This window comes from Crenobacter sp. CS_VA4 (assembly GCF_055597485.1).
Genome location: NZ_JBVMAE010000007.1, coordinates 73062 through 96737 on the forward strand (window position 1 = coordinate 73062; position 23676 = coordinate 96737).

Here is a 23676-nt window from a genome sequence, read left to right on the forward strand (position 1 = left end):
TGTACCGGGGGATAACAACAAACGGCCTAGCCGTCTTGTCCTCGCTCGCGGCGATGTACCTGATCTAAGGACACATCCATGGCATCGCCGCTTCCGCGCAATTCCATCGCACGACACTTCGCACAGCATCGTGCTACGGCCAGCCTGCTTCTGCTGCTGATCGTCGTCAATGTCCTCGCCTGGACCTGGGCGCTGACCGCCTTTGCCAACCATCCGGCGCTGCTGGGTACCGCGCTGCTCGCCTACCTATTCGGCCTGCGCCATGCGGTCGATGCGGATCACATTGCCGCGATCGACAACGTCGTGCGTAAACTGATGCAGGAAGGAAAGCGCCCTCTATCGGTCGGCTTCTTTTTTTCCATCGGCCATTCAACGCTGATCGTGCTTGCCGTGGTCGCCATTGCCGCGACCACGTCGGCGCTGGCAAACCGGATCGACGCCTTCAAGGCCGTCGGCGGCCTCATTTCCACCGGCATCTCGGCCTTTTTCCTGCTCACGATCGCCGTCACCAACCTGATGATTTTGCGGGGGGTCTGGAGAAACTTTCAGCGGGTCAAACAGGGGGAATCGGTCAGCGAAGAAGAAATGGATATGCTGCTGGCAGGACAAGGGTTTCTGGCCCACTTGTTCCGCCCCTTGTTCCGTATGGTGACGAAAAGCTGGCACATGTTTCCAGTTGGCTTTCTGTTCGGCCTCGGTTTCGACACCGCGACCGAAATCGGCCTTTTCTCCGTTTCGGCCACGCACGCCTCGCAGGGCGCGTCGCTCTGGACGATTCTGGTGTTTCCGGTGCTGTTCACCGCGGGCATGGCGCTGGTCGACACGCTCGACAGCATGCTGATGGTCGGCGCCTATGGCTGGGCCTACGTCAATCCGGTACGCAAGATTTGGTACAACCTGACCATCACCATGGTGTCGGTGCTGGTCGCCTTCCTAATCGGCGGCCTCGAGGCGCTTGGACTGCTGGCGAACCAATTGAAATTGACCGGCGTGTTCTGGGACACGGTGTCCTCGTTGAACGATGGTTTGGCCAATTTCGGTTACATGGTAATCGGCGTGTTCATCCTGAGTTGGGCCGTATCGGCCGGTATCTACAAATGGCGCGGCTATGACCTGCGCTACGGCAATACCCAGGACGGTCAATGAGAACCCACTATAAGCACGTGCTGATGTGCACCGGGCCGCGCTGCACCGAAAACGGCGCCGAGGCCGAGGAAATGTTCAAGGTCCTCGGCCAGACGATCGACGCCTGTGAGGGGCTGCGCGTGAAGCGCACCCGCACCCACTGTTTCGCCGTATGCAAAGAGGGGCCGATCATCGCGGTCTACCCCGAAGGGGTCTGGTACCGCAAGGTCGACGCCGCCGCGATCGGCCGCATCGTCACCGAACACCTGGCCGGCGACTGCCCGGTCGAACCGCTGATCTTCCACCGCTTAGGTCTAGGCGACGTCGACGAGGACACCCCGGCATGAGCGACTCCCTCCACGGCGGCATCGTACTGCTCAGCCACGCCGGCACCGACCTGACCGCGCTCTCCCGCGCCCGCACCGCGCTGCCCGACGGCTTCGGTCCGGTCGACGGCGTCAATCTGCAGGCGGTGGACAGCGCGGAGCGCATGATCGCCCTGCTCGGCGAGACCGTCGCCCACGCGCGCATCGTGATCGTGCGGGTGCTGGGCCGCACCAACGCCATCCCCGGCTTCGAAGCGCTGCGCAAGGACGCACAGGCGCACGGCCGCTCGCTGATCGTGGTCAGCGGCACCGGCGAGCCCGACCCGGAGCTGGCTGCGCTGTCGACCGTTCCGCCGGCACTGCAGCACGAGGTGACCGCCTACCTGCAGGCCGGCGGCACCGCCAATATGGCGCAACTGCTGCGCTGCCTGTCCGACCGGCTGCTGATGACCGGCTTCGGCTACCAACCGCCCGCTGCGCTGCCCGAACACGGCATCTACCACCCGGAACTATCGGGCCTCGCCACGCTGGACGACTGGGCACAGATCCGCAATTCGGATTGGCCGACCGTCGGCATCACCTTCTATCGGGCACACTGGGTCAGCGGCAACACCCGCTTCATCGACATGCTGGTCGACATGTTGGCCGAACGGCGGCTCAACGCCCTGCCGGTGTACACCGCCTCGCTGCGCACACTGGCCGACTCGGGCCTGCCGGCTGCGTTGGACTTCTTCGTCGACGGCGATGCCTGCCGCATCGACGCGCTGATCAACACCACCTCGTTCGCGATGGGCGATGTGAACGCCGACGGCCCCACCGCGGCGGGCTGGTCGGTGGCGGCGTTCGAGCGACTGGACCTTCCGGTGATCCAGGCGATCACCAGCAGCATGACCCAGGCGCAGTGGGAAGCGTCCGAGCGCGGCCTCAACCCGCTCGACACCGCGATGAACGTGGCGCTGCCCGAGTTCGACGGCCGCATCGTCAGCGTGCCGATGTCGTTCAAACACGAGCAGGACGAGACCGACTATGCGCCGCTGCCCGACCGGGTGCGCCGCATCGCCGGCATCGCCGCGCGCCAGGTTCGGCTGCGCCGCATCCCGGCGGCGGACAAGCGCATCGCTTTCATCTTCACCAACTCCAATAGCAAGGCCTCGCAGATCGGCAACGCGGTCGGTCTCGACTCGCCCGCCTCGCTGTTCGCGCTGCTGCATGCGATGCAGACGCAGGGCTACCACATCCCCGGCCTGCCCGAATCGAGCGATGCGCTGATCCACGAGCTGATCGACCGCGGCGCCTACGACGAGGACTACCTCACCGCCGACCAGCTCAGTCGTGCCGTCGCCAGCGTGCCGGCCGCGCGCTACGCCGAGTGGTTCGGCCAACTGCCGCAAGTGCTGCAAGAGAAAATGCACGAGCGCTGGGGGGCCGCGCCGGGCACGGCCTATGTACACCAGGACCAACTGGTGTTCGCCGGCCTCGAATACGGCAACGCCTTCGTCGCGCTGCAGCCACCACGCGGCTACGGCATGGACCCGGACGCGATCTACCACACGCCGGACCTGCCGCCGACCCACCACTACTACGCGCTCTATTGCTGGCTGCGCGATGACTGGCAGGCCGACGCGATCGTCCACGTCGGCAAGCACGGCACGTTGGAATGGCTGCCGGGCAAGGGCGTCGGAGTGTCGGAACTGTGCTTCCCGGATGCGCTGCTCGGCGACATGCCGATGTTTTACCCGTTTATCCTGAACGACCCGGGCGAGGGTTCGCAGGCCAAGCGGCGCGCGCACTCGGTGGTGATCGACCACCTGACCCCGCCGATGACCACCGCCGACACCTACGGGCCGCTGGCACAGCTGACCCAGCTGGTCGACGAGTACTACCAGGTTGAGATGCTGGACCCGGCCAAGCTGCCGCTGCTGCAGCAGCAGATCTGGGACCTGATCAAGGAAGCCAGGCTCGATACCGACCTGGCGGCGATGCTGGGGCACGATCACGATCACGATCACGACCATAACCACGATCATGCGCACGGCCACGATCATGCACATGCCCACCCGGAGCCTGCACCGGTGGCGAACGGTAAATACCGCCTGCAGCCCGCCAAAGCCGCCGTGGCGCCGGCCCAGCCGGCCGCCGCCGGGGCCAGCAAGTACCGGCTGAGCCCGGCCAAGCCGCACGACCACCATGGCCATCACCACCACGGTGAACACGGCCATCACGGGCACGATCACCACCACCATCACGACCACGATCACGCGCACGAGTGGGACGACACACTGAACGAGGACGGCGTACCGCTGACGCTGGCCAAGATGGAAGGCGTCGACGTCGCCCACCTGATCGAGGACATCGACGGCTATCTGTGCGAACTGGGCGCGGCGCAGATCCGCGACGGCCTGCACGTGCTGGGCAAGGTGCCGCAGGACGAGGCGCTGATCGACATGGTCTGCGCGCTGGTGCGTCTGCCCAACCTCGCCGTGCCCGGCCTGCCGGCCGGCGTGGCCGAAGCGCTGGGCGTGGACCTGGATATGCTCATGACCGACAAGGGCAAGCGGCTGGACAGCGTGCCGGCGGCCTTGCAGCGGCTCGCGTCCAAGCCGCTCATCACCCGCGCCGACGCGATCGACGAAATCGCCGCGCTGGGCCGCCGGCTGGTCGCAGGGTTGGCCGAACAGGGTTTCGCTGCGACCGCGCTCGACACGGCGCTGGCGCAGCGGCTGCCTGACCTTAACGCTGACACGGTCAAGCGCACCCTCGCCTTCGTCTGCCGCGAGCTGGTGCCCAATCTCGCGCGCACCACAGAAGAAATCGACAACCTGCTGCGCGGCCTTGCCGGCGGCTACGTGCCGGCCGGCCCGAGCGGCGCGCCGACCCGCGGCATGGCACACGTGCTGCCGACCGGGCGCAACTTCTACTCGGTCGACCCGCGCAGCCTGCCCTCCCAGGCGGCCTGGCGCATCGGCACCGAACTGGCCAACGAGGTGATCAACCGTCACCGCAAGGAAACCGGGCACGAGCCGGAATCGGTCAGCATCAGCGTATGGGGCACCAGCGCGATGCGCACCCATGGCGACGACATCGCGCAGATCCTGGCGCTGCTCGGGGTGCGACCGCGCTGGCAGGCCGAGAGCCGCCGCGTTTCCGGCATCGAGGTGATTCCGCTCGCCGAACTCGGCCGCCCGCGCATCGATGTGACGGTGCGCATCAGCGGCTTCTTCCGCGACGCTTTCCCGCATCTGATCCACCTGGTCGACGAGGCGGTGCACACGGTGGCGCGGCTCGACGAGCCGGTGGAGCAGAACTATGTGCGCAAGCACTACTTGGCCGACCTGAAGGACCAGCTGTTCGGCCAACTGCCGGCCGAGACCGCCGAACAACGCGCGCTGTATCGGGTGTTCGGCTCCAAGCCGGGCACTTACGGCGCCGGCATCCTGCCGCTGATCAACGAGCAGAACTGGCAGGACGATGCCGACTTCGCCACCGCCTACGTCAACTGGGGCGGCTACGCCTACGGCCGGCGCGACAACGGCACCGATGCCCGCGCGGACTTCCGCCACCGCCTGTCCGGGGTCGAGGTGGCGCTGCACAACCAGGACAACCGCGAGCACGACATCTTCGACAGCGACGACTATCTGCAATACCACGGCGGGATGATCGCCACCATCCGCAGCCTGACCGGCCGCCAGCCGCGCCACTACTTCGGCGACAGCCACAACCCGGACAACCCGGCGGTGCGCGGCCTGAAGGAGGAAGTGCTGCGCGTGTTCCGCTCGCGCGTCGCCAACCCGAAATGGATCGCCGGCATCCAGAAGCACGGCTACAAGGGCGGGCTGGAGCTGACCGCCACCGTCGACTACCTGTTCGGCTACGACGCCACCGCCCACGTGGTGGACGACTGGGTGTACGAGCAATTGGCCGAAACCTACGCCTTCGACCCGGCGATGCAGGCCTTCTTCGCCGAGAGCAACCCGTGGGCGCTCGGCGCGATCACCGAAAGATTATTGGAGGCCGCGCAGCGACAGCTGTGGGAAGCCCCCAAGCCCGAGACCCTGAACGCGCTGAAGGAACTGCACCTGAAGAGCGAAGCGATGCTGGAAGCGCGCGCAGAGAACCCGAAACGATGAGACACCACTACCCCTTCGCCGCGATCGTCGGCCAGGAACAACTGAAGCGCGCGCTGCTGCTGTGTGCGATCGACCCGACGCTGGGCGGCGTGCTGATCCGCGGCGACAAAGGCACCGCCAAGAGCACCGCCGCGCGCGGCCTGACCGACGTGCTGCCGCCGATCACCCGCGTGGCCGGCTGCACCTTCAACTGCGCGCCGGACGCGCCGCTCTCCGAATGCGACGCCTGCCAGAACGACAGCGCCGACCACCGGAGCGCCCCCGTACCGTTCATCAACCTGCCGCTGGGCGCCACAGAGGACCGCGTGCTCGGCAGCCTCGACTTCGAGCGTGCGCTGAAGGACGGCAAGAAGGCGTTCCAGCCGGGCCTGCTCGCCGCCGCGCACCGCGGCCTCCTGTACATCGACGAGGTCAACCTGTTGGCCGACCACCTGGTGGACGTGCTGCTCGACGTGTCGGCGATGGGCCGCAACACGGTAGAGCGCGAGGGCTTGGCAATCAGCCACCCGGCACGCATCACCCTGCTCGGCACGATGAACCTGGAGGAAGGCGAGCTGCGTCCGCAGTTGCTCGACCGCTTCGGCCTGATGGTGGAAGTGACCGCGCCGCGCGACCCGGCCGTGCGCACCGAGGTGGTACGCCGCCGCCTGGCGTTCGAGGCCGACCCGGCCGGCTTCGCCGCCGCCTGGCAGGCCGACACCGACGCGCTGCGCGCGACGATCCGCGCCGCCCAACAGAACATCGCCGCCGTCGCCCTGCCCGACTCGCTACTCACCTTCATCAGCCAGCTGTGCTGCGAATTCGAGGTGGCGAGCCTGCGCGCCGACATCGTGATGCACAAGGCGGCGCGCGCCATCGCGGCGCTGGCCGGCCGAGGCGAGGTGACGGCCGAGGACGTGCGCGACGCGGCCGAGCTGGTGCTGCCGCACCGGCGCCGCAAGAAGCCGTTCGAGCAGCCCGGTCTCGACCGCGACAAGCTCGACGAGCTGACCCGCCAGGCGTCCCCGCCGCCGCCATCCCAGAACGATACCGAGTCCGGCGATGGGAATACTGATCGCGAACCCGGCGAATCCGAGCCTACCGATACCGACCCCGACGGCGACGAACAGCCGGGCAACGCGCCCGAACAACTGTTCGCCGCCGGTCCGGCCGCCGAGCTTGGCCGCATCGAGGTGACGGCGCTCACCGCGCACGAGGCCAGCGGCCGGCGCAGCAGCGTGCTCGGCACGCGGCGCGGCCACTACGTCGGCGCAGTGCAGAGCGACGCGCCGAGCCAGCTGGCGGTGGACGCCACCTTGCGCCACGCGCTGCTGCGCAACCCTGGCGAGTTCGGCGTCACCCGCGCCGACCTGCACGAGAAGGTGCGCGTCGGCAAACAAGCCAACCTGATCCTGCTAGTGGTGGACGCCTCCGGCTCGATGGCGGCGCGCCGCCGCATGGAGACGGTGAAGTCCTGCGTGCTCGGCCTCTTGCAGGACGCCTACCAGCGCCGCGACCAGGTGGCGGTGATCGCTTTCCGCGGCGAGCGCGCCGAGCTGGTGCTGCCGCCGACCCGCCAGGTCGAGCAGGCCGAGCGCGCGCTCGCCGAGCTGCCCACCGGCGGTCGCACCCCGCTGTCCCACGCGCTGCAGCTGGCCGCCCAGACGCTGGCCCAGCAGGACGCGCTGACGCCGCTGCTGGTGGTACTCAGCGACGGGCGCGCCAATATCGGGCTTTCCGACAGCGCCGACCCGTGGCGAGAGTCGCTGAGCTTGGCCGAAAGCCTGGCCGGGCTTGGCACGCCGGCGCTGGTGCTCGACACCGAACAGGACTTCGTGCGCCTGGGCCGTGCCCGCGAACTCGCCCAGGCGCTGCAGGCCGACTACCTGCCGCTGGAACAGCTCAGCGGCGAGCAACTGTCACTGACCATTAAAGAAAGACTGCCGCGATGAAACGCCACGGCAAGGTATACCTGATCGGCGCCGGCCCCGGCGACGTGGAACTGTTGACGCTGAAGGCGGTGCGCCGCCTCGGCCTCGCCGACGTGGTGCTGATCGACGATCTGGCCAACCCCGAGGTGCTGCAGTTCGTGCCGGACGAGGCCGAGGTGGTGCACGTCGGCAAGCGCGGCGGCTGTGCGTCGGCGGCCCAGGCCGACATCGAGGCGCGCCTATTGGCCGAAGCGCAGGCCGGTCGCTGCGTCGCCCGCATCAAGGGCGGCGATCCCTTCGTGTTCGGCCGCGGCGGCGAGGAAATGCAGACGCTGCTCGCCGCGGGCATCGAGGTGGAGGTGATCAACGGCATCACCGCCGGCCTCGCGGTGCCGGCCACGCTGGGCATTCCGCTCACCCATCGCGACCACGTGCACGGCGTCACCTTCGTATCCGGCCACACCCACCAGGGCGACGAGCCCGACTGGGCGCGGCTGGCCAAGAGCGGCATGACCCTGGTGATCTACATGGGCCTGGGCCGGCTCGCCACCATTACCGAACAATTGCAACAGGGCCTGCCTGCCGACACCCCGGCGGCGGCGATCCAGTACGGCACCCGCCCCGAGCAGCGCGAGGTGCTCAGCACGCTGGCGAACCTCGCCGATGACGTCGCCGCGGCCGGTCTCGGCAGCCCGGCGCTGCTGGTGATCGGCCCGACCGTCGGCCTCGCCCGCCTGCCGGCCCGCGCCCACTCCATCGAAAAGGAATTCGCATGATTGTCTGTATCGGCGCCGGCCCCGGCGACATCGGCTACCTGCCGCAACGCTCGGCGCAACTGATCCGCGACGCCGATGTGGTCGCCGGCTTCGACGCGGTGATCGACGTGGTGCGCCCGCTGATCCCCGACACCGCCCAGGTGGTGCTGATGGGTTACCGCGACCAGGTCGCCCAGCTCGACGAGGTCGCCCGCCTGCACCACGCCGGCAAGAAGTGCGTGGTGGTGTTCATGGGTGACATCCACTTCAGCGGCTTCCAGTACCTGGAGCGCGTCGAGCGCGCCTGCGGCCACCCGGTGGACACCATTCCAGGCATCTCCTCGGCGCAAATCCTGGCCTCGCGCGCCAAGGTGTGCTTCGACGAGACCACCTTCGTCACCTTCCACCGCCGCGGCGACCTGACCCCGTTCAAGCGCCACCTGGTGCACGTGCTGCAGGATCAGCGCAACGCCATCGTGATCCCCTGCCCGTGGGACGAGGCGCGTTCGTTCATGCCCTGGCACATCGCCGCCTACCTGCTGGAAAACGGCATCCCAGCCGAACACCGCGTCGAGGTATGGGAAAACCTCACCCGTGGCGACGCCGAGTGGCATGGCACCTTGGCCGAATGCGCCGACCAGCGCTTCTCCGACATGAGCATCATGCTGATCCGCACCCTCACTCCGATGGACAGCCAGATCGAGCCGAGCCACAAATGAGTACCAACGATTACGCCATCGTGCTGGCCGGCCACGGCAGCCGCGACCCGGACGGGGTCAACGAATTCATGGCGCTGGTCGAGCTGTTGCGCGAGCGCGCCGGCGGCCGCCGCGTCGAGCACGGTTTCCTAGAATTCGCCACGCCGACCATCGATGAGGCGGTCGATGCGGTGATCGCAGACGGCGCGAAGAAAGTGGTGATGGTGCCGGGCGTGCTGCTCGCCGCCACCCACGCCAAGAACGACATGCCGAGCGAGCTGCTGGCGCTGCAGCGCGCCCACCCCGGCACTGCATTCCACTTCGGCGCGGCGATGGACCTGCATCCGAAGCTGCTGGAGCTGTGCCGCCAGCGTCTGGTCGAAGCCGAAGCGCGCTCAAACCACACCGTCTCCCGCGCCGACACCTGTCTCGTCGTGGTCGGGCGCGGCACCTCGGACCCGGACGCCAACTCGGAGATCTCGAAGCTGACGCGGATGCTGGAAGAAGGCATGGGCTTCGGCACCTCCTTCGTCTGCTATTCCGGCACCGCCAAGCCGCTGGTCGCCGACGGCCTGAAGGCCGCCGCGCTCTTGGGCCACAAGCGCATCGTGGTGCTGCCCTATTTCCTGTTCGACGGCGTACTGGTCAAGCGCATCTACAGCGCGGTCGACGACCTGGCCGCGCGCCACCCCGAGATCGAAGTGCTGCCGGCGCCTTACTTAGGCGTTCACCCGCACGTCGCCGACGTGTTCCTTGAACGCGCCCGCGAGGGCGTCGAGGGCCGCGCCGCAATGAACTGCGCGCTGTGCAAGTACCGGGTGCAAATCGTCGGCTTCGAGGAACAAGTCGGCACCCCGCAGCAAGGCCACCACGGCCTGGTGCGCGGGCTGCTCGGCCGCACCGATGCCGCACCGGCGCCGATCGACAGCTGGCCGCCCTATGTGCCGCACCCGATCGAAGCCGAAAGCATGCGCATCATCGACGAGGGCCGCGACTGGTCCGAAGTGCCGGCAGACCACCAGATCGTGCTCAAACGCCTGGTGCATACCAGCGGCGACTTCGACATCGTCGACGACCTCTACTTCTCGCCCGGCTCGGTCGACACCGGCATTCGCGCGCTGCTGCGCTGCCGCCGCATCGTCGCCGACGTCACCATGGTGCAGACCGGCCTCAAGCGCGCGGTGCTGGAACAGCTGGGGGTGGAAACCTGGTGCGGCGTGCACGACAAGGAGACGCACCTGCTGGCCGAAGCGCATGGCATCACCCGCTCGGCCGCCGGCATCCGCCGCGCCTGGCAGAAGTTCGGCAACGACGTGGTGGTGGCGATCGGCGACGCGCCGACCGCGATCATGGAGGTAGTGCGGCTAGTGCGCGAGCACGGCTGGCGCCCGCAGCTGGTGGTCGGCCTGCCGGTCGGCTTCGTCGGCACCCGCGAGTGCAAGGACGAGCTGCGCCGGCTGATGCAGGTGCCGCGCATCACCAACCGCGGCACGCGCGGCGGTTCACCGTGGGCGGCGTCGGCGATCAACGCGCTGATGATCGCCGCGATCGACCAGGTGTATCGCCAAACCCAGGAACAGCAACAACAGCCATGAGCGAGCCGGCGCGCCGCCCTTTTGATCTCGCCACGCCGGCCCCGAACGGCCTGCGGCGCGGCCGCACCACCGGCAGCTGTGCGACGGCGGCGGTAAAGGCGGCGCTGCTGATGCTGCTGCGCGATCAGCGTGCTCATGAAGTCGAGGTGAGCCTGCCGGACCCGGACTACTACCTGGTGGTGCCGGTGGAAAAGGTCGAGCGGCTGGCCAACGGCGCAGTGCGTGCCGAGGTGCTCAAGTACGGCGGCGACGACCCGGACAACACCGACGGCGCGACGATCTTCGCCGAGGTGGCGGTCAACCACAGCGGCGCGGTGCGATTTCTCGCCGCCGAGGGTGTCGGCATGGTCACGCAGCCGGGTCTGCGCGTGCCGGTCGGGGAACCGGCGATCAACCCGGTGCCGCGCCAGATGATGCAGTGGGCGGTGGACGAGGTGCTGAACGGTTCGGCCAACCCTGGCTTTGACCTCGCGGTCGGCTGCGTCGACGGCGAGAAGATTGCCAAACGCACCTTCAACCCGATGCTCGGCATCGTCGGCGGCATCTCGATACTCGGCACCAGCGGCATCGTCGAGCCGATGTCGCTGGCAGCCTGGATGGCGTCGATCGAGGTGTATATCCGCGTGGCGCTGGGTGAACGCCCCGACGCCATCGCCTTCACCCCCGGCAAGATCGGCCGCGGTTTTGCAGCCGACACGCTGGGCCTGGTGAAGAAGGAAGTGGTGCAGATCGCCAACTTCGTCGGCGCGTCGCTCGACTACACGCAGGCGACGCTGGAAGAACAACAGGCGCGGCTCGGCACGCTGTGGGTGCTGGGCCACCCCGGCAAGATCGCCAAGCTGCTAGACGGCGTGTGGGACACCCATTCGAGCAAGAGCGGCATGGCGATGCAAGGTGTCGCGGCCGTCGCCGCCGAGCTCGGCTTTGAAGCCTGCCTCGTGGAACAGATAGAGAAAGCCAATACCGTGGAAAACGTTGTACAGATTTTGCGAGACGAGCCGGGCGCGCAAGCGTTCTGGATCGACATCGAACGGCGCGTCGCCGCGCTGATGCAGCCGAAGGTGCCGCGCGTCGACCGCGTGGCGGTGCGGCTGTTCAGCATGGACGGCACCCCCCTGGGAGAAGCCGCATGAGCGCGCTCGGGCATTTCACCGGCGTCGGCGTCGGCCCCGGCCCGGCCGGGCTGATCCCGGTCGCCGCGCTGGCCGCACTGCAACAGGCCGACCTGATCTACCTGCCGCGCGCGCGTTCGAGCGAAGTATCGATCGCGCGCCAGTGCCTGGCCGGCCTCGCCATCCCGGACGATAAATTCCGCGAGGTCGAGTTTCAGATGGACCCGGACCGCAGCGTGCTGTCCGGCTACTACGCCGAGTTGGCCGAAGCGGTCGCCGCCGAGCTGCGCGCCGGGCGCAACGTCGCCTACCTGACCATCGGCGACTCGATGACCTATTCGACCTACGGCTATTTGCTGGCGGCCTTGCGCGACAAGCTGCCCATGCTAACTCACACCACCTTCCCCGGCGTCACCAGCTTCGCCGCCACCGCATCGGCGCTGTCCTGGCCGCTGGGCGAAGGCAAGGAACGGATATTGATCCTGCCCTGCCCGGACGAGATGGACGCGCTACGCGCCGACATCGATGGCCACGACATCGTGGTGCTGATGAAGATCGGCGCGCGGCTGCCGGACGTGCTCGGGCTGCTGGGCGAGATAGGCATCGCGCGCCACTGCGCGTTCGCGCGCCGCATCGGCCTGCCCGGCGAGGTGCTGTGCGACGACGTCAGCACCCTCACCCCGGACGCCAGCGGCTACCTCGCCACCATGCTGATCCGCAAAACCGCCCGGGAGCAACGTCACCCATGAAAGTCTATTTCATCGGCGCCGGCCCCGGCGCCGCCGACCTGATCACGCTGCGCGGCAGCCGCCTGCTCGGCGCCGTTCCGATGGTGCTGTACGCCGGCTCGCTGGTGCCCGCCGAGATGCTGCAGCACTGCCGCGCCGACGCGGAAATCTTCGACACCGCCGAGCTGTCGCTCGGCGAGCAGGAGGCGCTGTACCGCCGCGCCCAGCTCGACGACAAGGACGTGGTGCGGCTGCACTCCGGCGACCCGGCGATCTACGGCGCCACCGCCGAGCAGATGCGTCGGCTGGAAGCGCTCGGCATCGAGTACGAGATCGTGCCCGGCGTATCGTCGTTCACCGCCGCCGCCGCCGCGCTCGGCAGCGAACTGACCCGCCCGGCGGTGTCGCAGTCGATCATCCTGACCCGCGTGTCGGGCCGCGCCTCGGCGGTGCCCGAGCTCGAATCGATCGCCCGCTTCGCCGAGCACCAGGCGACGATGTGCATCTTCCTGTCCGGCCAGCGCCTGAAGCAGACCATCGCCGACCTGCTGCTGCACTACCCGGCCGACACCCCGGTGGCGCTGGTGCGCCGCGCGAGCTGGCCCGACCAGGCCATCCACCGCAGCACGCTCGCTTCCTTGATGAGCGAGGTGAAGCAGAAGGACTGGCTGCTGACCACGCTGCTCTTGGTCGGCCATGCGCTATCGCGCGAGGGCGGGGTCGAGTCGAGCCTGTACGCGGCCGGCTTCACCCACATCTTCCGCGATGGCACCGACCGCAAGACGCCGCGTCCGAGCAAGCGCAAGCCGGCGAAGGACGCGGTGTGAGCGAGACCGCCGTCTGGCTGGTACGCGCCGACGCCTTGCCGCTGGGCCAGAGGTTGGCCGAAGCGCTGGGCGCGACACTGTACCAGCCTTGGTTGATGCCCAATGAAAGTCCGCGCGAGCAGTTCCGCCGCGCCTTCCATCAGCATCGCCGCTGGGTGGCGGTGATGGCCAGCGGCATCGCGGTGCGCTATCTCGACGGCCTGCCGACGAGCAAGTACTCCGACCCGGCGCTGGTGGTGCTGGACGAGGCGGCACGCTTCGCCATCCCGCTGCTGTCCGGCCACGAAGGCGGCGCCAATGCGCTCGCCTACGAAGTCGCCCGGCTCACCGGCGCGGTGCCTGCCGTTACCACCGCCACCGAAGCGCTCAAGCCGTTGACGCTCGGCATCGGTTGCCGGCGCGGCAAGTCGGTCGAAGCAATCGAGCTGGCGGTAACGGCCGCGCTGAACGGCCGGACCTTGGCCGAAGTGCGCGAGGTCGCGACCATCGATATCAAGGCCGACGAGGAAGGACTGCTGGCGTTCTGCGCGCGCCACGCGCTGCCCCTACGGGTGATCGCGCAGTCCGACGTCGCCGCGCGCGCATGGCTGAACCAACCTTCGGACTGGGTGCTGCAGAACGTCGGCGTGGCCGGCGTGTGCGAGCCCTGCGCGCTGATCGCCAGCCCACGCGGCCGGCTGATCGTGCCCAAGACTGCGCTCGACGGCGTCACCGTCGCCGTGGTCGAAGACCACCCCACCGATTACCCGCATGACGCACCGTCGTCATGATCGAACAGACATACGGAAAGCATTGATGAACGGCAAACTCTACCTGGTCTCCGTCGGCCCGGGCACCAGCGAACTGATCCCGCCGATGGTGAAGAACGCCCTCGCCGCGAGCGAAGTGATCGTGTCCTACGAGCTGTATCTGACCTGGATCCAGCCGTGGATCGCCGGCAAGGACATCCGCACCCTGCCGCTGACGCAGGAGCGCGACCGCGCCCAGCTGGCGCTGGAACAGGCCCGCGCCGGCAAGACCGTGGCGCTGATCTCCAGCGGCGACATCGGCATCTACGCGATGGCCACACTGGCGTTCGAGGACATGCTCGAAACCGACACCTTCGACGTACAACTGATCCCCGGCATCACCTCGGCCAACGCCTGCGCCTCGCTACTGGGCGCACCGCTGTCGCACGACTTCGCCACCTTGAGCCTGTCCGACCTGCTCTGCCCGTGGGAATGGATCGAGAAGCGCGCGCGCCACATCGCCGAAGCCGACCTCGCCGCCGTCTTCTACAACGTGCAGAGCAAGCAGCGCCAGGAAGGCGTGTACCGCATCCTCGACATCATGCTCGAGCACAAGCGCCCCGAGACGCTGTGCGGCATCGTGCACAACGCCTACCGCGAGGGCCAGACGGTCGAGGTGGTGACCTTGGCCGAACTGCGCACCCGCCGCTTCAACATGCTGACCTCGATCGTGATCGGCAACCGCTTCACCAAGCGCAAGCGCAACTGGATCTTCTCGCCGCGCGGCTACGGCAACTGGGACGACACGCCCGACACCGTCAAGGCCGACGCGCTGCCGCAGGATGCGGTGTGGGTATTCTCCGGCACCAGCGACGGCAATGCGCTGGCGCGCGAGATCGCCGCCACCGGCAAGCCGGTCATCGTGTCGAGCGCCACCGACTACGGCGCCGAGCTGGTCGAGCAGCACTGCCCGGGCGTCACCGCCGTGGCGGGCCGGCTCGGCATCGAGCGCCGCCGCGAGCTGCTGACGCAAAGCCGCGCCCGCGCCATCGTCGACGCCACCCACCCCTACGCCACCGAGATGTCGCAGCAGCTGATCGAGTTGAGCAAGGAACTCGCGCTGCCGTACCTGCGCTACGAACGCCCCGGCGCCGCCGACGAGCCCCCGGCCGAGCACGCGGCGACGATGGAAGACGCCGCGCAACTGGCGATGCGCCTCGGCCAACGCATCTTCCTCGCCACCGGCAGCAAGGACCTGGTGAGCTTCGTCAAGGCCGACTGCGCCGATCAGCGCCAGTGGTTCGTGCGCCTGGCCCCCGATCCACAGCACCTGCAGCGCGCCATCGACGCCGGCGTGCCGCGCGCCAACCTCGTCGCGATGCAAGGCCCGTTCTCGCAGGCAGCCAACGAAACGCTGTGGCGCGACTGGGGCATCGACTGCGTGGTGACCAAGGACTCGGGCGACGCCGGTGGCTACCGCGCGAAGGCGGCGGCCGCGGCCGCGCTCGGCATCCCGCTGATCGTGGTCGACCGCCCCCATGTCGACTACCCTGCCGTCGCCGACGATTTCGCCGGCGTGCTGGCCACACTGGATCAGGAACAGCCGGCATGAGTGCACCGCGCATCCCGGTCACCGTCGTCACCGGCTTTCTCGGTGCAGGCAAGACTACGCTGCTGTCCAACCTGATTCGTGACAGCAAGCAGCGCCGGCTGGCGATCCTGGTCAACGAGTTCGGCGAGGTATCGATCGACGGCGCGCTGCTGCGCGGCGAGCGCGGCCACGGCGTGGCCGAGATCCACGACCTGTCCAACGGACTGGTCGCCTACGACGACGACGAAGACTTTCTGCCAACCATGCAGGCCTTATGGCAGCGCCGCGGCCTGATCGATCACGTGCTGATCGAGACCTCGGGCCTGGCCTTGCCCAGCGCGGTGATGGAACAGCTGCAGGGCGAGGCGCTGGCGCCCTGCTTCGTGCTCGACGCCACGCTGGCGGTGGTCGACACCCCGCTGCTGCTGAGCGGGGGATTCGGCCAACCTTTTCCAGGCGAACGCGCGGCAGCCGATGCCTCAATCGCCGGGCTATTCGAGCAACAGCTCGCCAACGCCGACATCGTGGTACTGAACAAGATCGACGCGATGGATGAGGACGCGCTGCTCGACGCCGAAGCCCGCGTGCGCGAGCTGGCGCCGTCGATCCGCTTCATCGAGCTCGCCTACGAAGCCAAGCTCGACACCCGGCTGACGCTGGGCCTGCACCTGCACGAGCCGGCCAACACCGGGCACCGCCACTACGGCCCGGTCGCGAGCCTGCCGGGGCTGGCGATGCGGCCGCTCGCCAATCAGGGCCTGCTCGACGGCCACAGCCACGGCGGTCTGGGCGCGCACAGCCATGGCCTGACCACCCACAAGCATTTTCACGAGCAGGACCCGGGCTGGCAGTCGTTCATGATCCGCAGCAAGGAGGCGCAGGACGCCACCACCTTGCAGCAGGCCATCGCCGCCATCGCCCGCCATGAGCCGCTGTTGCGCATCAAGGGTTTTGCCGCACCGCTCGATGGCAGCGGCCGCTTGTCGATCCAGGGAGTGCGCAGCCGCATCGAGCTGCGCCACGAGCCCGAGGCCGCGCCGGCACGGCAGGCGCAGCTGGTCTTCATCGGCTATCACCCGAGCCGCCCGCGCATCGTCGAGCAGTTGTGCGAGCTCACCGGCACCACCTGGCGCTAACCAAGGAATCCATCATGAAAACCGACCCGACCTCCCACCAGCGCATGACCGAACGGCGCAAGACGGGCTTCGAGAAGAAGAAGGCCGCCGCCACCAAGGAAAAAGGCCTGCTGATCGTCAATACCGGCACCGGCAAGGGCAAGAGCAGCGCCGCCTTCGGCATGGGGCTGCGCGTGGTCGGCCACGGCATGCGCCTGGGCGTGGTGCAGTTCATCAAGGGCGCGCTACACACCGCCGAGCGCGACCTCTTGGGCGGCTTCGACAACTGCGACTTTCTCACCATGGGCGACGGCTACACCTGGAACACGCAGGACCGCGACGCCGACATCGCCACCGCGCGCCGCGGCTGGGACGAGGCCTGCCGCATGATAGAAAGCGGCGACTACGACATGGTGATCCTCGACGAGCTCAATATCGTGCTCAAGTACGACTACCTGCCGCTGGCCGAGGTGCTCGCCGTGTTCGCCGCGCGCCCGGCCGACCTGCACGTGGTCGTCACCGGCCGCCATGCGCCCGAAGCGCTGATCGAGGCGGCCGACCTCGTTACCGAGATGCGCCTGGTCAAGCATCCGTACCGCGAGCAGGGCATCAAGGCGCAGCAGGGAGTCGAATACTAAGCCATGCCAAGCAAACCGAAGCCTCGCCACTGCCCGGCGCTGTTCCTCTCCGCACCGGCCTCGCACCAGGGCAAGACCACGCTGACCGCCGGCCTGGCGCGCTACCACCGCGACCAGGGCCGCGTCGTTCGGGTATTCAAGACCGGTCCGGACTTCCTCGACCCCTATATTCTGGAGCGCGCATCCGGCAACCCGGTGTACTCGCTCGACCTGTGGATGACCGGCGAGGCGGACTGCCGGCAGAGGCTGTACGACGCGGCCGGCGACGCCGACCTGATCCTGATCGAGGGCAGCATGGGACTGTTCGACGGCACGCCGTCGAGTGCCGATCTGGCCGAAGCGTTCGGCGTGCCGGTGCTGGCGCTGATCGACGCCACCGGCATGGCGCAGACCTTCGCCGCGATCGCGCACGGGCTGGCGAGCTTCCGCCCAAGCCTGCCGTTTTACGGCGTGCTGGCCAACCAGGTCGCCAGCGCGCGGCACGGCGAGATGCTGCTCCAAGCGCTGCCGCCGCCTATCCGCTGCCTCGGCCAGGTGGCGCGCAACAGCGAAATGACGCTGCCGGAGCGTCACCTGGGCCTGGTGCAGGCGCAGGAAATCGACGATCTCGAACGACGCCTGCAGAGCGCCGCAACGCAGATCGCCGACACCGGGCTGACTGCGCTGCCGCCCCAGGTCGCCTTCCAGCCGGCCATGCCCGAACCGGTAGCGCCGCTCTTGGCCGGTGTGCGCATCGCCATCGCGCGCGACGCGGCGTTCTCATTCATCTACCCGGCCAATCTGGAGCTGCTCGCGGCGCTCGGGGCGGAGCTCGCGTTCTTCTCGCCGCTGGCCGACGACGCGCTGCCGCCGGCCGACGCGGTCTACCTGCCGGGCGGCTATCCGGAGCTGCACTTGGATCGGCTTTCGGCCAACCTTCGCGTCAAAGCCGCGCTGCGCGCCCACGTCGTGGCCGGCAAACCGCTGTACGCCGAATGCGGCGGCATGCTCTATCTGAGCGATACGCTGACCGATAGCGCCGGCCACTGCGGTGCCATGACCGGGCTGCTGCCCGGCACCACCACGCTGCACAGTCGGCTGGCCGGGCTGGGACTGCAGTCGGCCGACCTGCCCGGCGGCGAGCTGCGCGGCCACACCTTCCACTACTCGAGCCTGCAAACGCCGCTCGTGCCGAGCGCGCACGCCAAGCGCGCCAGCGCCGCCGCACCGGGAGAGGCGATCTATCGACACGGCAGCATCGTGGCGAGCTATCTACATTTGTATTTCCCGTCCAACCCCATTGCCGCCGCCGGGCTGTTTAAACAATGAACCGTTATAGCGACACCGACATCGCCGCCGTCTACCGCGTCATCCGCGAACGCCGCGACATGCGCCACTTCCGCCCCGACCCGATCGACCCTACGCTGCTGGAGCGGCTGCTGCACGCGGCGCACCTGGCGCCCAGCGTCGGCTTCATGCAGCCGTGGCGCTTCATCCGCATCGCCGACGCGGAATTGAGAACGCGCATACACGCGCTAGTCGACGAAGAACGCCGGCGCACCGCCGTGGCGCTCGGCGAACGGCAGGACGAATTCATGCGGCTCAAGGTGGAGGGGATTCTGGACTGCGGCGAGGTGCTGGTCGCGGCGCTGATGGACGGGCGCGAGCGACATATCTTCGGCCGACGTACCCTGCCGGAAATGGACCTCGCCTCGGTCGCCTGCGCGATCCAGAACCTCTGGCTCGCCGCCCGGGCCGAGGGCATCGGCATGGGCTGGGTGTCGCTATTCGACCCCGAGCAACTGGGGCAGCTGTTGCGGCTGCCCCCCGGCGCCAAACCGGTGGCCGTGCTCTGCCTCGGTCATGTCGACGCCTTCTACGAGAAACCGATGCTGGAACAGGATGGGTGGGCCAGCCGGCGGCCATTGGAAACGATGCTGTTCGAGAATCACTGGCGGGATGACCCGTCGCCCGACCCCGCTCGCAACGATTAAGCGCAGCGCTCATTCGGCCATCGGCTGTTTAGAGCCGCTAACAAAACCCAGCGAAGCGATCCTGCTCGTCGCCCTGCCGCAGACAATACAAGTAGTACGGCAAGGCAGGGCAACAACGCCGGGAGGGGTTTGTTAGCGGCTCTTAACGGAGAAATCGGGCCTGCCACCACCGATGCCCGGCAAGAAAAGTACGGGTCAATGTACCTGGTGGTCGAGCTCGACCGCTAGGCGCTGCAGCTCTTCCGAGATTTCCACCAGATAGGGCTGCCCGCCCGGCGCCAGCGCCAACAGCGCGACCGGCAGGCTCGCCAGTGCCACGCGCGTCGCCTCGCGCAGCTCGGCAAGTGGCCGCGGGACGGCCAGCCGCCGGCCGCCGCGCATCACCGGTGCAAGCAGCGGCGTACCGGGCTGCGCCTCACCCTCCAGCGCGACCAGGTCGCCCGCCGCCCTGCCCGCCTCATCCAGGCGCCGGAACACCTGCTTCGCGCCCGGCCAGTTCGCCTTGCCCGATGAACGCTTGCGCCGCGGCCGGCCGGCGTAGGCCTGCAGCTTGTAGACGCAATCGAGATAGGGCGCATCGGCCGAGGTATCGAGCCGGGTACCGACCCCGAAGCCGTCGATCGGCGCACCGGCGGCCAGCAGGCGCTCCAGTTCGTATTCGTCGAGACTGCCGCTGCAGAAGATGCCGACCGCGTGGCAGCCGGCCGCATCGAAAATTTCCCGCACCTCCCGCGCTTGCTGCGCGAGATCGCCGCTGTCGAGCCGCACCGCCTTCACCGTAATCCCCCGCTCCGCCAGACGCGGCACCAAGCGGGCGACCGTACGGGCGCCTACTACGGTGTCGTAGGTATCGATCAGCAGCACCACGCTACCGGGCAGACTGTGGGCGAAACGCTCGAACGCGTCCGCCTCGCGCGCGTGCGCCAGCACGTAGGAATGCGCCATGGTACCGACCAGCGGAATGCCGTAGCGCTGGCCGGCGAGCACCGTGGCGGTACCGTCGAAGCCGGCCAGATAACAGGCGCGCGCCGCCAGCAAGCCGGCCTCCGCGCCATGCGCCCGGCGCAGGCCGAAGTCGATTAGTTGCTTGTCCGGCGCAGCCAGCACGCAGCGCGCGGCCTTGGACGCGACCAGGATCTGGTAATGCAGCAGGTTGATGATGCGGCTTTCCACCAGCTGCGCCTCGCCGATCGGCGCGGTGACGCGCAGTACCGGTTCGTCGGGAAAGAACGGCGTACCCTCCGCCATCGCCGTTACTTCGCCAGTGAAACGCAGCGCGCCGAGCCAGTCGAGGAAGGCGGGTTTGAAGCGACCCAGCGTGGCGAGCCAGGCAAGCTCGTCCTCGCTCACCCGCAGCCCCTCCAGGAAGTCGAGCACCGGATCGAGCCCGGCAAACAGCAGGAAGTTGCGCTTGGGTGGCAGTTCGCGCACATAGAATTCGAACACCGCTGGCTCGTGCATGCCCTCTTCGAAATACGCCTGCAGCATGGTGAGCTGGTACAGGTCGGTCACCAGCGCGCTCTTGAGCTCGTTCATCCGGACAGCTCCGCCACCATCGCAGCTCGCGCGCCGTCACGTTCAGCCACGCACGGTCCATCCTGAACAGCAAACGAGCGCTGACCGGACGGAGGCCATACGACGTGCTGCAGATTTTGATTGCGTGCGGGGACCATCGCATCGTCCTCTACTTCCCCAGCTTCAGCTCGACGATCCGTTCCGGATCGTGGGTAAAGTCGCTATAGCGTATCCATTTGGGTTTGACGACGAAATAGGCCGTGTCCGCCAAGCCTTCCCGCTCGCGCCCGCCCGGAAACTTGGCGAAGTACACCTCCTTGTAGCGCCCGATCTCCTCGTCGGACGGCTCCCGAGCCTCGCCCTCGTACTGCACGGTGGTCTCGTTCTCCCAGCCGATCACGAAGGCCAGGTGGGAATTCTCGCGGATATTCGGGTATTTGCGCGAGCTCTTGCCGGTGTCGAAGACCAGTTCCAGCTCGGGCGTGACGGCGATGCCCACCAGCGCGGCTTCCGGGGTGTTGGACGGCGACACGGACGCCAGCACGGCGTGGTCGTGCCGGTCGATGAATTCGTAGAGGTCTTGCTTGGTCATGGGACCACCTCCTCAAGCACACTACCCACTCATGGTATACGGCGCAGCGGCATAAATCAGTTTAAAACTGCCGAAAATTCAATATGTTGTGCTGTCTTTTCCAGTAAGCACAAAATGCATGCCGCCCGGCAGAGCTGCCGGGCGGCATGCAGGGGCTGGCCGACGGTCAGGCGCCGGTCGGCTCGGTCCGCAGCCGTTCAGCGCGGCCGCGCAGCCATTCCAGCGTCAGCAGCATCACCACCGAGAAACCGATCAGCAAGGTAGCCGCGGCGGCGATGGTCGGGCTCAGGTTCTCACGGATGCCGCTGAACATCGCCCGCGGCAGGGTGGCCTGCTCCGGCCCGGCGATGAAGATGGTCACCACCACTTCATCAAATGAAGTCCCGAACGCGAACAACGCGCCGGAGATCACGCCCGGGGCGATCAGCGGCAGCGTCACCTTGAAGAAGCTGGTGAGCGGCGAGGCGCCCAGGCTGGCGGCGGCGCGCACCAGGTTGTGGTTGAATCCCTGCAGCGTGGCGGTGACGGTGATCACCACGAACGGCACCCCCAGCGCGGCGTGCATCAGGATCAGCGTGATATAGCTCGCGTCCATGCCGAGCGGTGCGAAGAACAGGTAGCCGGCCACGCCGACGATCACCACCGGCACCACCATCGGCGAGATCAACAGGCTCATCAACAGCGCCTTGCCGCGGAATTCGGCGCGGGTCAGGCCGATCGACGCCAGCGTGCCGAACACCATCGCCAGCACGGTCGCCGACGGTGCGACGATCAGGCTGTTCTTGAGCGAGCGCATCCATTCGGCCGAGCCGAAGAAGTCCTGGTACCAGCGCATCGAGAAGCCAGTCAACGGATAGACCAGGAACGAGCTCTCGTTGAACGACAGCGGGATGATCACCAGCACCGGCAGCACCAGGAACAGCAGCGTCAGCCCGCTCAACAGCCGGTGCAGGTAGAACCAGGCACGCTCGATCGGGGACATATAGGGGTTACGCATTGTCGATTCTCCTGCTTAACCGAGGCGCAGCCGGCCCGCGCCGACCAGCCGGTTGTACACCATGTAGAGCACCAGCGTCGCCGCCAACAGCAGCCCGCCTAGCGCGGTGGCCATGCCCCAGTTGATCGTGGTGTTGGTGTAGAAGGCGACGAAGTAGCTGACCATCTGGTCGTTCGGGCTGCCGAGCAGCGCCGGCGTGATGTAGTAGCCGATCGACAGGATGAACACCAGGAGGCAGCCCGCCCCCACCCCGGCGACGGTCTGCGGGAAATACACCCGCCAGAAGCTGGCGAACGGATGGCAGCCGAGCGACACCGCGGCGCGCAGATAGGTCGGCGAGATGCCCTTCATCACGCTGTAGATCGGCAGGATCATGAACGGCATCAGGATGTGCACCATCGCGATGTAGACGCCGACGCGGTTGAACACCAGCTGCAGCGGGTGATCGGTGATGCCGAGCGCCATCAGCGCGCCGTTGATCAGGCCGCCGGACTGCAACAGCACGATCCAGGCGGCCACCCGCACCAGCACCGAGGTCCAGAACGGCAACAGCACCAGGATCATCAAGAGGTTGCTCTGCCGGGTCGGCAGCTTGGCCAGCAAGTAGGCGAGCGGATAGGCGAGCAGCAGGCATATCACCGTCACCACCAGGCTCATCCAGAAGGTGCGCGCGAACACGTCCAGATAGATCGCCTGGTCCGGCGTCGCCTTGGCGATTTCCCCCAGATCGTCGATGCGGTGGTCGAGCGCGGCGAGCAGATAGTACGGGGTATGAGCACCGGAATTGCGCCGGATCACCTGCCAGTAGGCCGGATCGCCCCAGCGCTCGTCCAGCTTCACCAGCGCGTCCTTGTACGAGGCGGGCGCCGGATCGAGCGGCAGCGCGCGCGCGGTCTTGCCGAGCAGGCTGCGATAGCCGGCCACCTCCATATTGAGCCGCTTGCCCAGGTCGCCGAGGGTCTGGTCGTCGCGCGCCTGGATCAGGTCGGCGCTGACCGCGCGGTACACCGGCTCGGGCGGCAGCGACTTGCCGTCCCACGCCGCGATCGCCTTGATCGTGCGCGGCATCGAGTGCACCACTTCGGGGTTGTCGACGCTTCTTAGCAGCAGGGAGCCGATCGGCACGATGAAGGTCAGCAACAGGAACAGCGCCAACGGCAGCACCAGCGCCAGCGACTTCATCTTGTTCATGCGCTCGGCGCGCATGAGCTTGGTCTTGAGCGGAACACCGTCCTGCGTGGTGAGGGACGGGCCCGTCAGGGGGGCGGAAGGGGCCATCATGCATCGGACTCCGGTGAAGAAGCCGCCCGGTCAGGGGCGGCTT

At 67.7% G+C, this 23676-nt stretch carries 20 protein-coding genes; 16 read left to right on the forward strand and 4 right to left on the reverse strand.

All coding sequences use genetic code 11. The annotated features are described in order from the left end of the window. The first annotated feature begins 78 nt into the window (after positions 1-78). From ACZ2IA_RS08610 to bluB, 16 genes are read left to right on the forward strand one after another with little or no spacing between them, the layout of a single operon-like run. Positions 79-1146, forward strand: coding sequence for a HoxN/HupN/NixA family nickel/cobalt transporter (locus ACZ2IA_RS08610; protein WP_470292163.1), 1068 nt, complete (start codon positions 79-81; stop codon positions 1144-1146). Then, positions 1143-1472 (forward strand): (2Fe-2S) ferredoxin domain-containing protein, encoded by a 330-nt coding sequence (locus ACZ2IA_RS08615; protein WP_470292164.1) that lies wholly within the window; start codon positions 1143-1145, stop codon positions 1470-1472. The genes ACZ2IA_RS08610 and ACZ2IA_RS08615 overlap by 4 nt, the downstream gene beginning before the upstream one ends. Beyond that, positions 1469-5578, forward strand: a complete 4110-nt coding sequence (locus ACZ2IA_RS08620; protein WP_470292165.1) for a cobaltochelatase subunit CobN — start codon at positions 1469-1471, stop codon at positions 5576-5578. The genes ACZ2IA_RS08615 and ACZ2IA_RS08620 overlap by 4 nt, the downstream gene beginning before the upstream one ends. After that, the gene (locus ACZ2IA_RS08625; RefSeq protein ID WP_470292166.1) at positions 5575-7509 is read left to right on the forward strand and encodes a putative cobaltochelatase; all 1935 of its coding nucleotides are present in this window, start codon (positions 5575-5577) and stop codon (positions 7507-7509) included. Before ACZ2IA_RS08620 ends, ACZ2IA_RS08625 begins: the two co-directional genes overlap by 4 nt. Next, entirely contained in the window at positions 7506-8264 is a 759-nt protein-coding gene (gene cobA / locus ACZ2IA_RS08630) for a uroporphyrinogen-III C-methyltransferase (protein WP_470292167.1), read from the forward strand. Before ACZ2IA_RS08625 ends, cobA begins: the two co-directional genes overlap by 4 nt. Continuing rightward, on the forward strand, positions 8261-8962 hold the full coding sequence (locus ACZ2IA_RS08635) for a cobalt-precorrin-7 (C(5))-methyltransferase (protein WP_470292168.1): 702 nt from the start codon (positions 8261-8263) through the stop codon (positions 8960-8962). Before cobA ends, ACZ2IA_RS08635 begins: the two co-directional genes overlap by 4 nt. Beyond that, positions 8959-10536 (forward strand): precorrin-8X methylmutase, encoded by a 1578-nt coding sequence (locus ACZ2IA_RS08640; RefSeq protein ID WP_470292169.1) that lies wholly within the window; start codon positions 8959-8961, stop codon positions 10534-10536. The genes ACZ2IA_RS08635 and ACZ2IA_RS08640 overlap by 4 nt, the downstream gene beginning before the upstream one ends. Continuing rightward, complete coding sequence (cbiD, locus tag ACZ2IA_RS08645; protein ID WP_470292170.1) at positions 10533-11669, forward strand: cobalt-precorrin-5B (C(1))-methyltransferase CbiD; 1137 nt, start codon at positions 10533-10535, stop codon at positions 11667-11669. The genes ACZ2IA_RS08640 and cbiD overlap by 4 nt, the downstream gene beginning before the upstream one ends. Next, positions 11666-12397, forward strand: a complete 732-nt coding sequence (gene cobI, locus ACZ2IA_RS08650) for a precorrin-2 C(20)-methyltransferase (protein ID WP_470292171.1) — start codon at positions 11666-11668, stop codon at positions 12395-12397. The genes cbiD and cobI overlap by 4 nt, the downstream gene beginning before the upstream one ends. Beyond that, complete coding sequence (gene cobM, locus ACZ2IA_RS08655; RefSeq protein ID WP_470292172.1) at positions 12394-13203, forward strand: precorrin-4 C(11)-methyltransferase; 810 nt, start codon at positions 12394-12396, stop codon at positions 13201-13203. Before cobI ends, cobM begins: the two co-directional genes overlap by 4 nt. After that, entirely contained in the window at positions 13200-13973 is a 774-nt protein-coding gene (locus ACZ2IA_RS08660) for a cobalamin biosynthesis protein (protein ID WP_470292173.1), read from the forward strand. Before cobM ends, ACZ2IA_RS08660 begins: the two co-directional genes overlap by 4 nt. 25 nt (positions 13974-13998) lie before the next feature. Beyond that, positions 13999-15543 (forward strand): precorrin-3B C(17)-methyltransferase, encoded by a 1545-nt coding sequence (cobJ, locus tag ACZ2IA_RS08665; RefSeq protein WP_470292174.1) that lies wholly within the window; start codon positions 13999-14001, stop codon positions 15541-15543. Further along, positions 15540-16658 (forward strand): CobW family GTP-binding protein, encoded by a 1119-nt coding sequence (locus ACZ2IA_RS08670; protein WP_470292175.1) that lies wholly within the window; start codon positions 15540-15542, stop codon positions 16656-16658. The genes cobJ and ACZ2IA_RS08670 overlap by 4 nt, the downstream gene beginning before the upstream one ends. A gap of 14 nt (positions 16659-16672) precedes the next feature. Then, positions 16673-17275 carry a cob(I)yrinic acid a,c-diamide adenosyltransferase gene (gene cobO, locus ACZ2IA_RS08675; RefSeq protein ID WP_470292176.1) on the forward strand — a complete coding sequence of 201 codons (603 nt, stop codon included), beginning with the start codon at positions 16673-16675 and terminating at the stop codon, positions 17273-17275. A gap of 3 nt (positions 17276-17278) precedes the next feature. After that, positions 17279-18583, forward strand: coding sequence for a cobyrinic acid a,c-diamide synthase CobB (locus ACZ2IA_RS08680; protein ID WP_470292177.1), 1305 nt, complete (start codon positions 17279-17281; stop codon positions 18581-18583). Further along, entirely contained in the window at positions 18580-19248 is a 669-nt protein-coding gene (gene bluB, locus ACZ2IA_RS08685) for a 5,6-dimethylbenzimidazole synthase (protein ID WP_470292178.1), read from the forward strand. Before ACZ2IA_RS08680 ends, bluB begins: the two co-directional genes overlap by 4 nt. A 195-nt stretch (positions 19249-19443) precedes the next feature. Here the strand turns inward: bluB and ACZ2IA_RS08690 are convergent, their stop codons facing one another. The 4 genes from ACZ2IA_RS08690 to ACZ2IA_RS08705 form a co-directional block, all read right to left on the reverse strand. After that, complete coding sequence (locus tag ACZ2IA_RS08690) at positions 19444-20784, reverse strand: nicotinate phosphoribosyltransferase (RefSeq protein ID WP_470292179.1); 1341 nt, start codon at positions 20782-20784, stop codon at positions 19444-19446. Positions 20785-20932: 148 nt separating this feature from the next. Beyond that, positions 20933-21355, reverse strand: a complete 423-nt coding sequence (locus ACZ2IA_RS08695) for a pyridoxamine 5'-phosphate oxidase family protein (protein ID WP_470292180.1) — start codon at positions 21353-21355, stop codon at positions 20933-20935. Positions 21356-21521: 166 nt separating this feature from the next. Beyond that, a complete protein-coding gene (locus ACZ2IA_RS08700; protein WP_470292181.1) occupies positions 21522-22352 on the reverse strand; it encodes an ABC transporter permease in 831 nt (276 codons plus the stop codon). Between the two features lie 15 nt (positions 22353-22367). Continuing rightward, complete coding sequence (locus tag ACZ2IA_RS08705) at positions 22368-23633, reverse strand: ABC transporter permease (RefSeq protein WP_470292182.1); 1266 nt, start codon at positions 23631-23633, stop codon at positions 22368-22370. Positions 23634-23676: the final 43 nt, after the last annotated feature.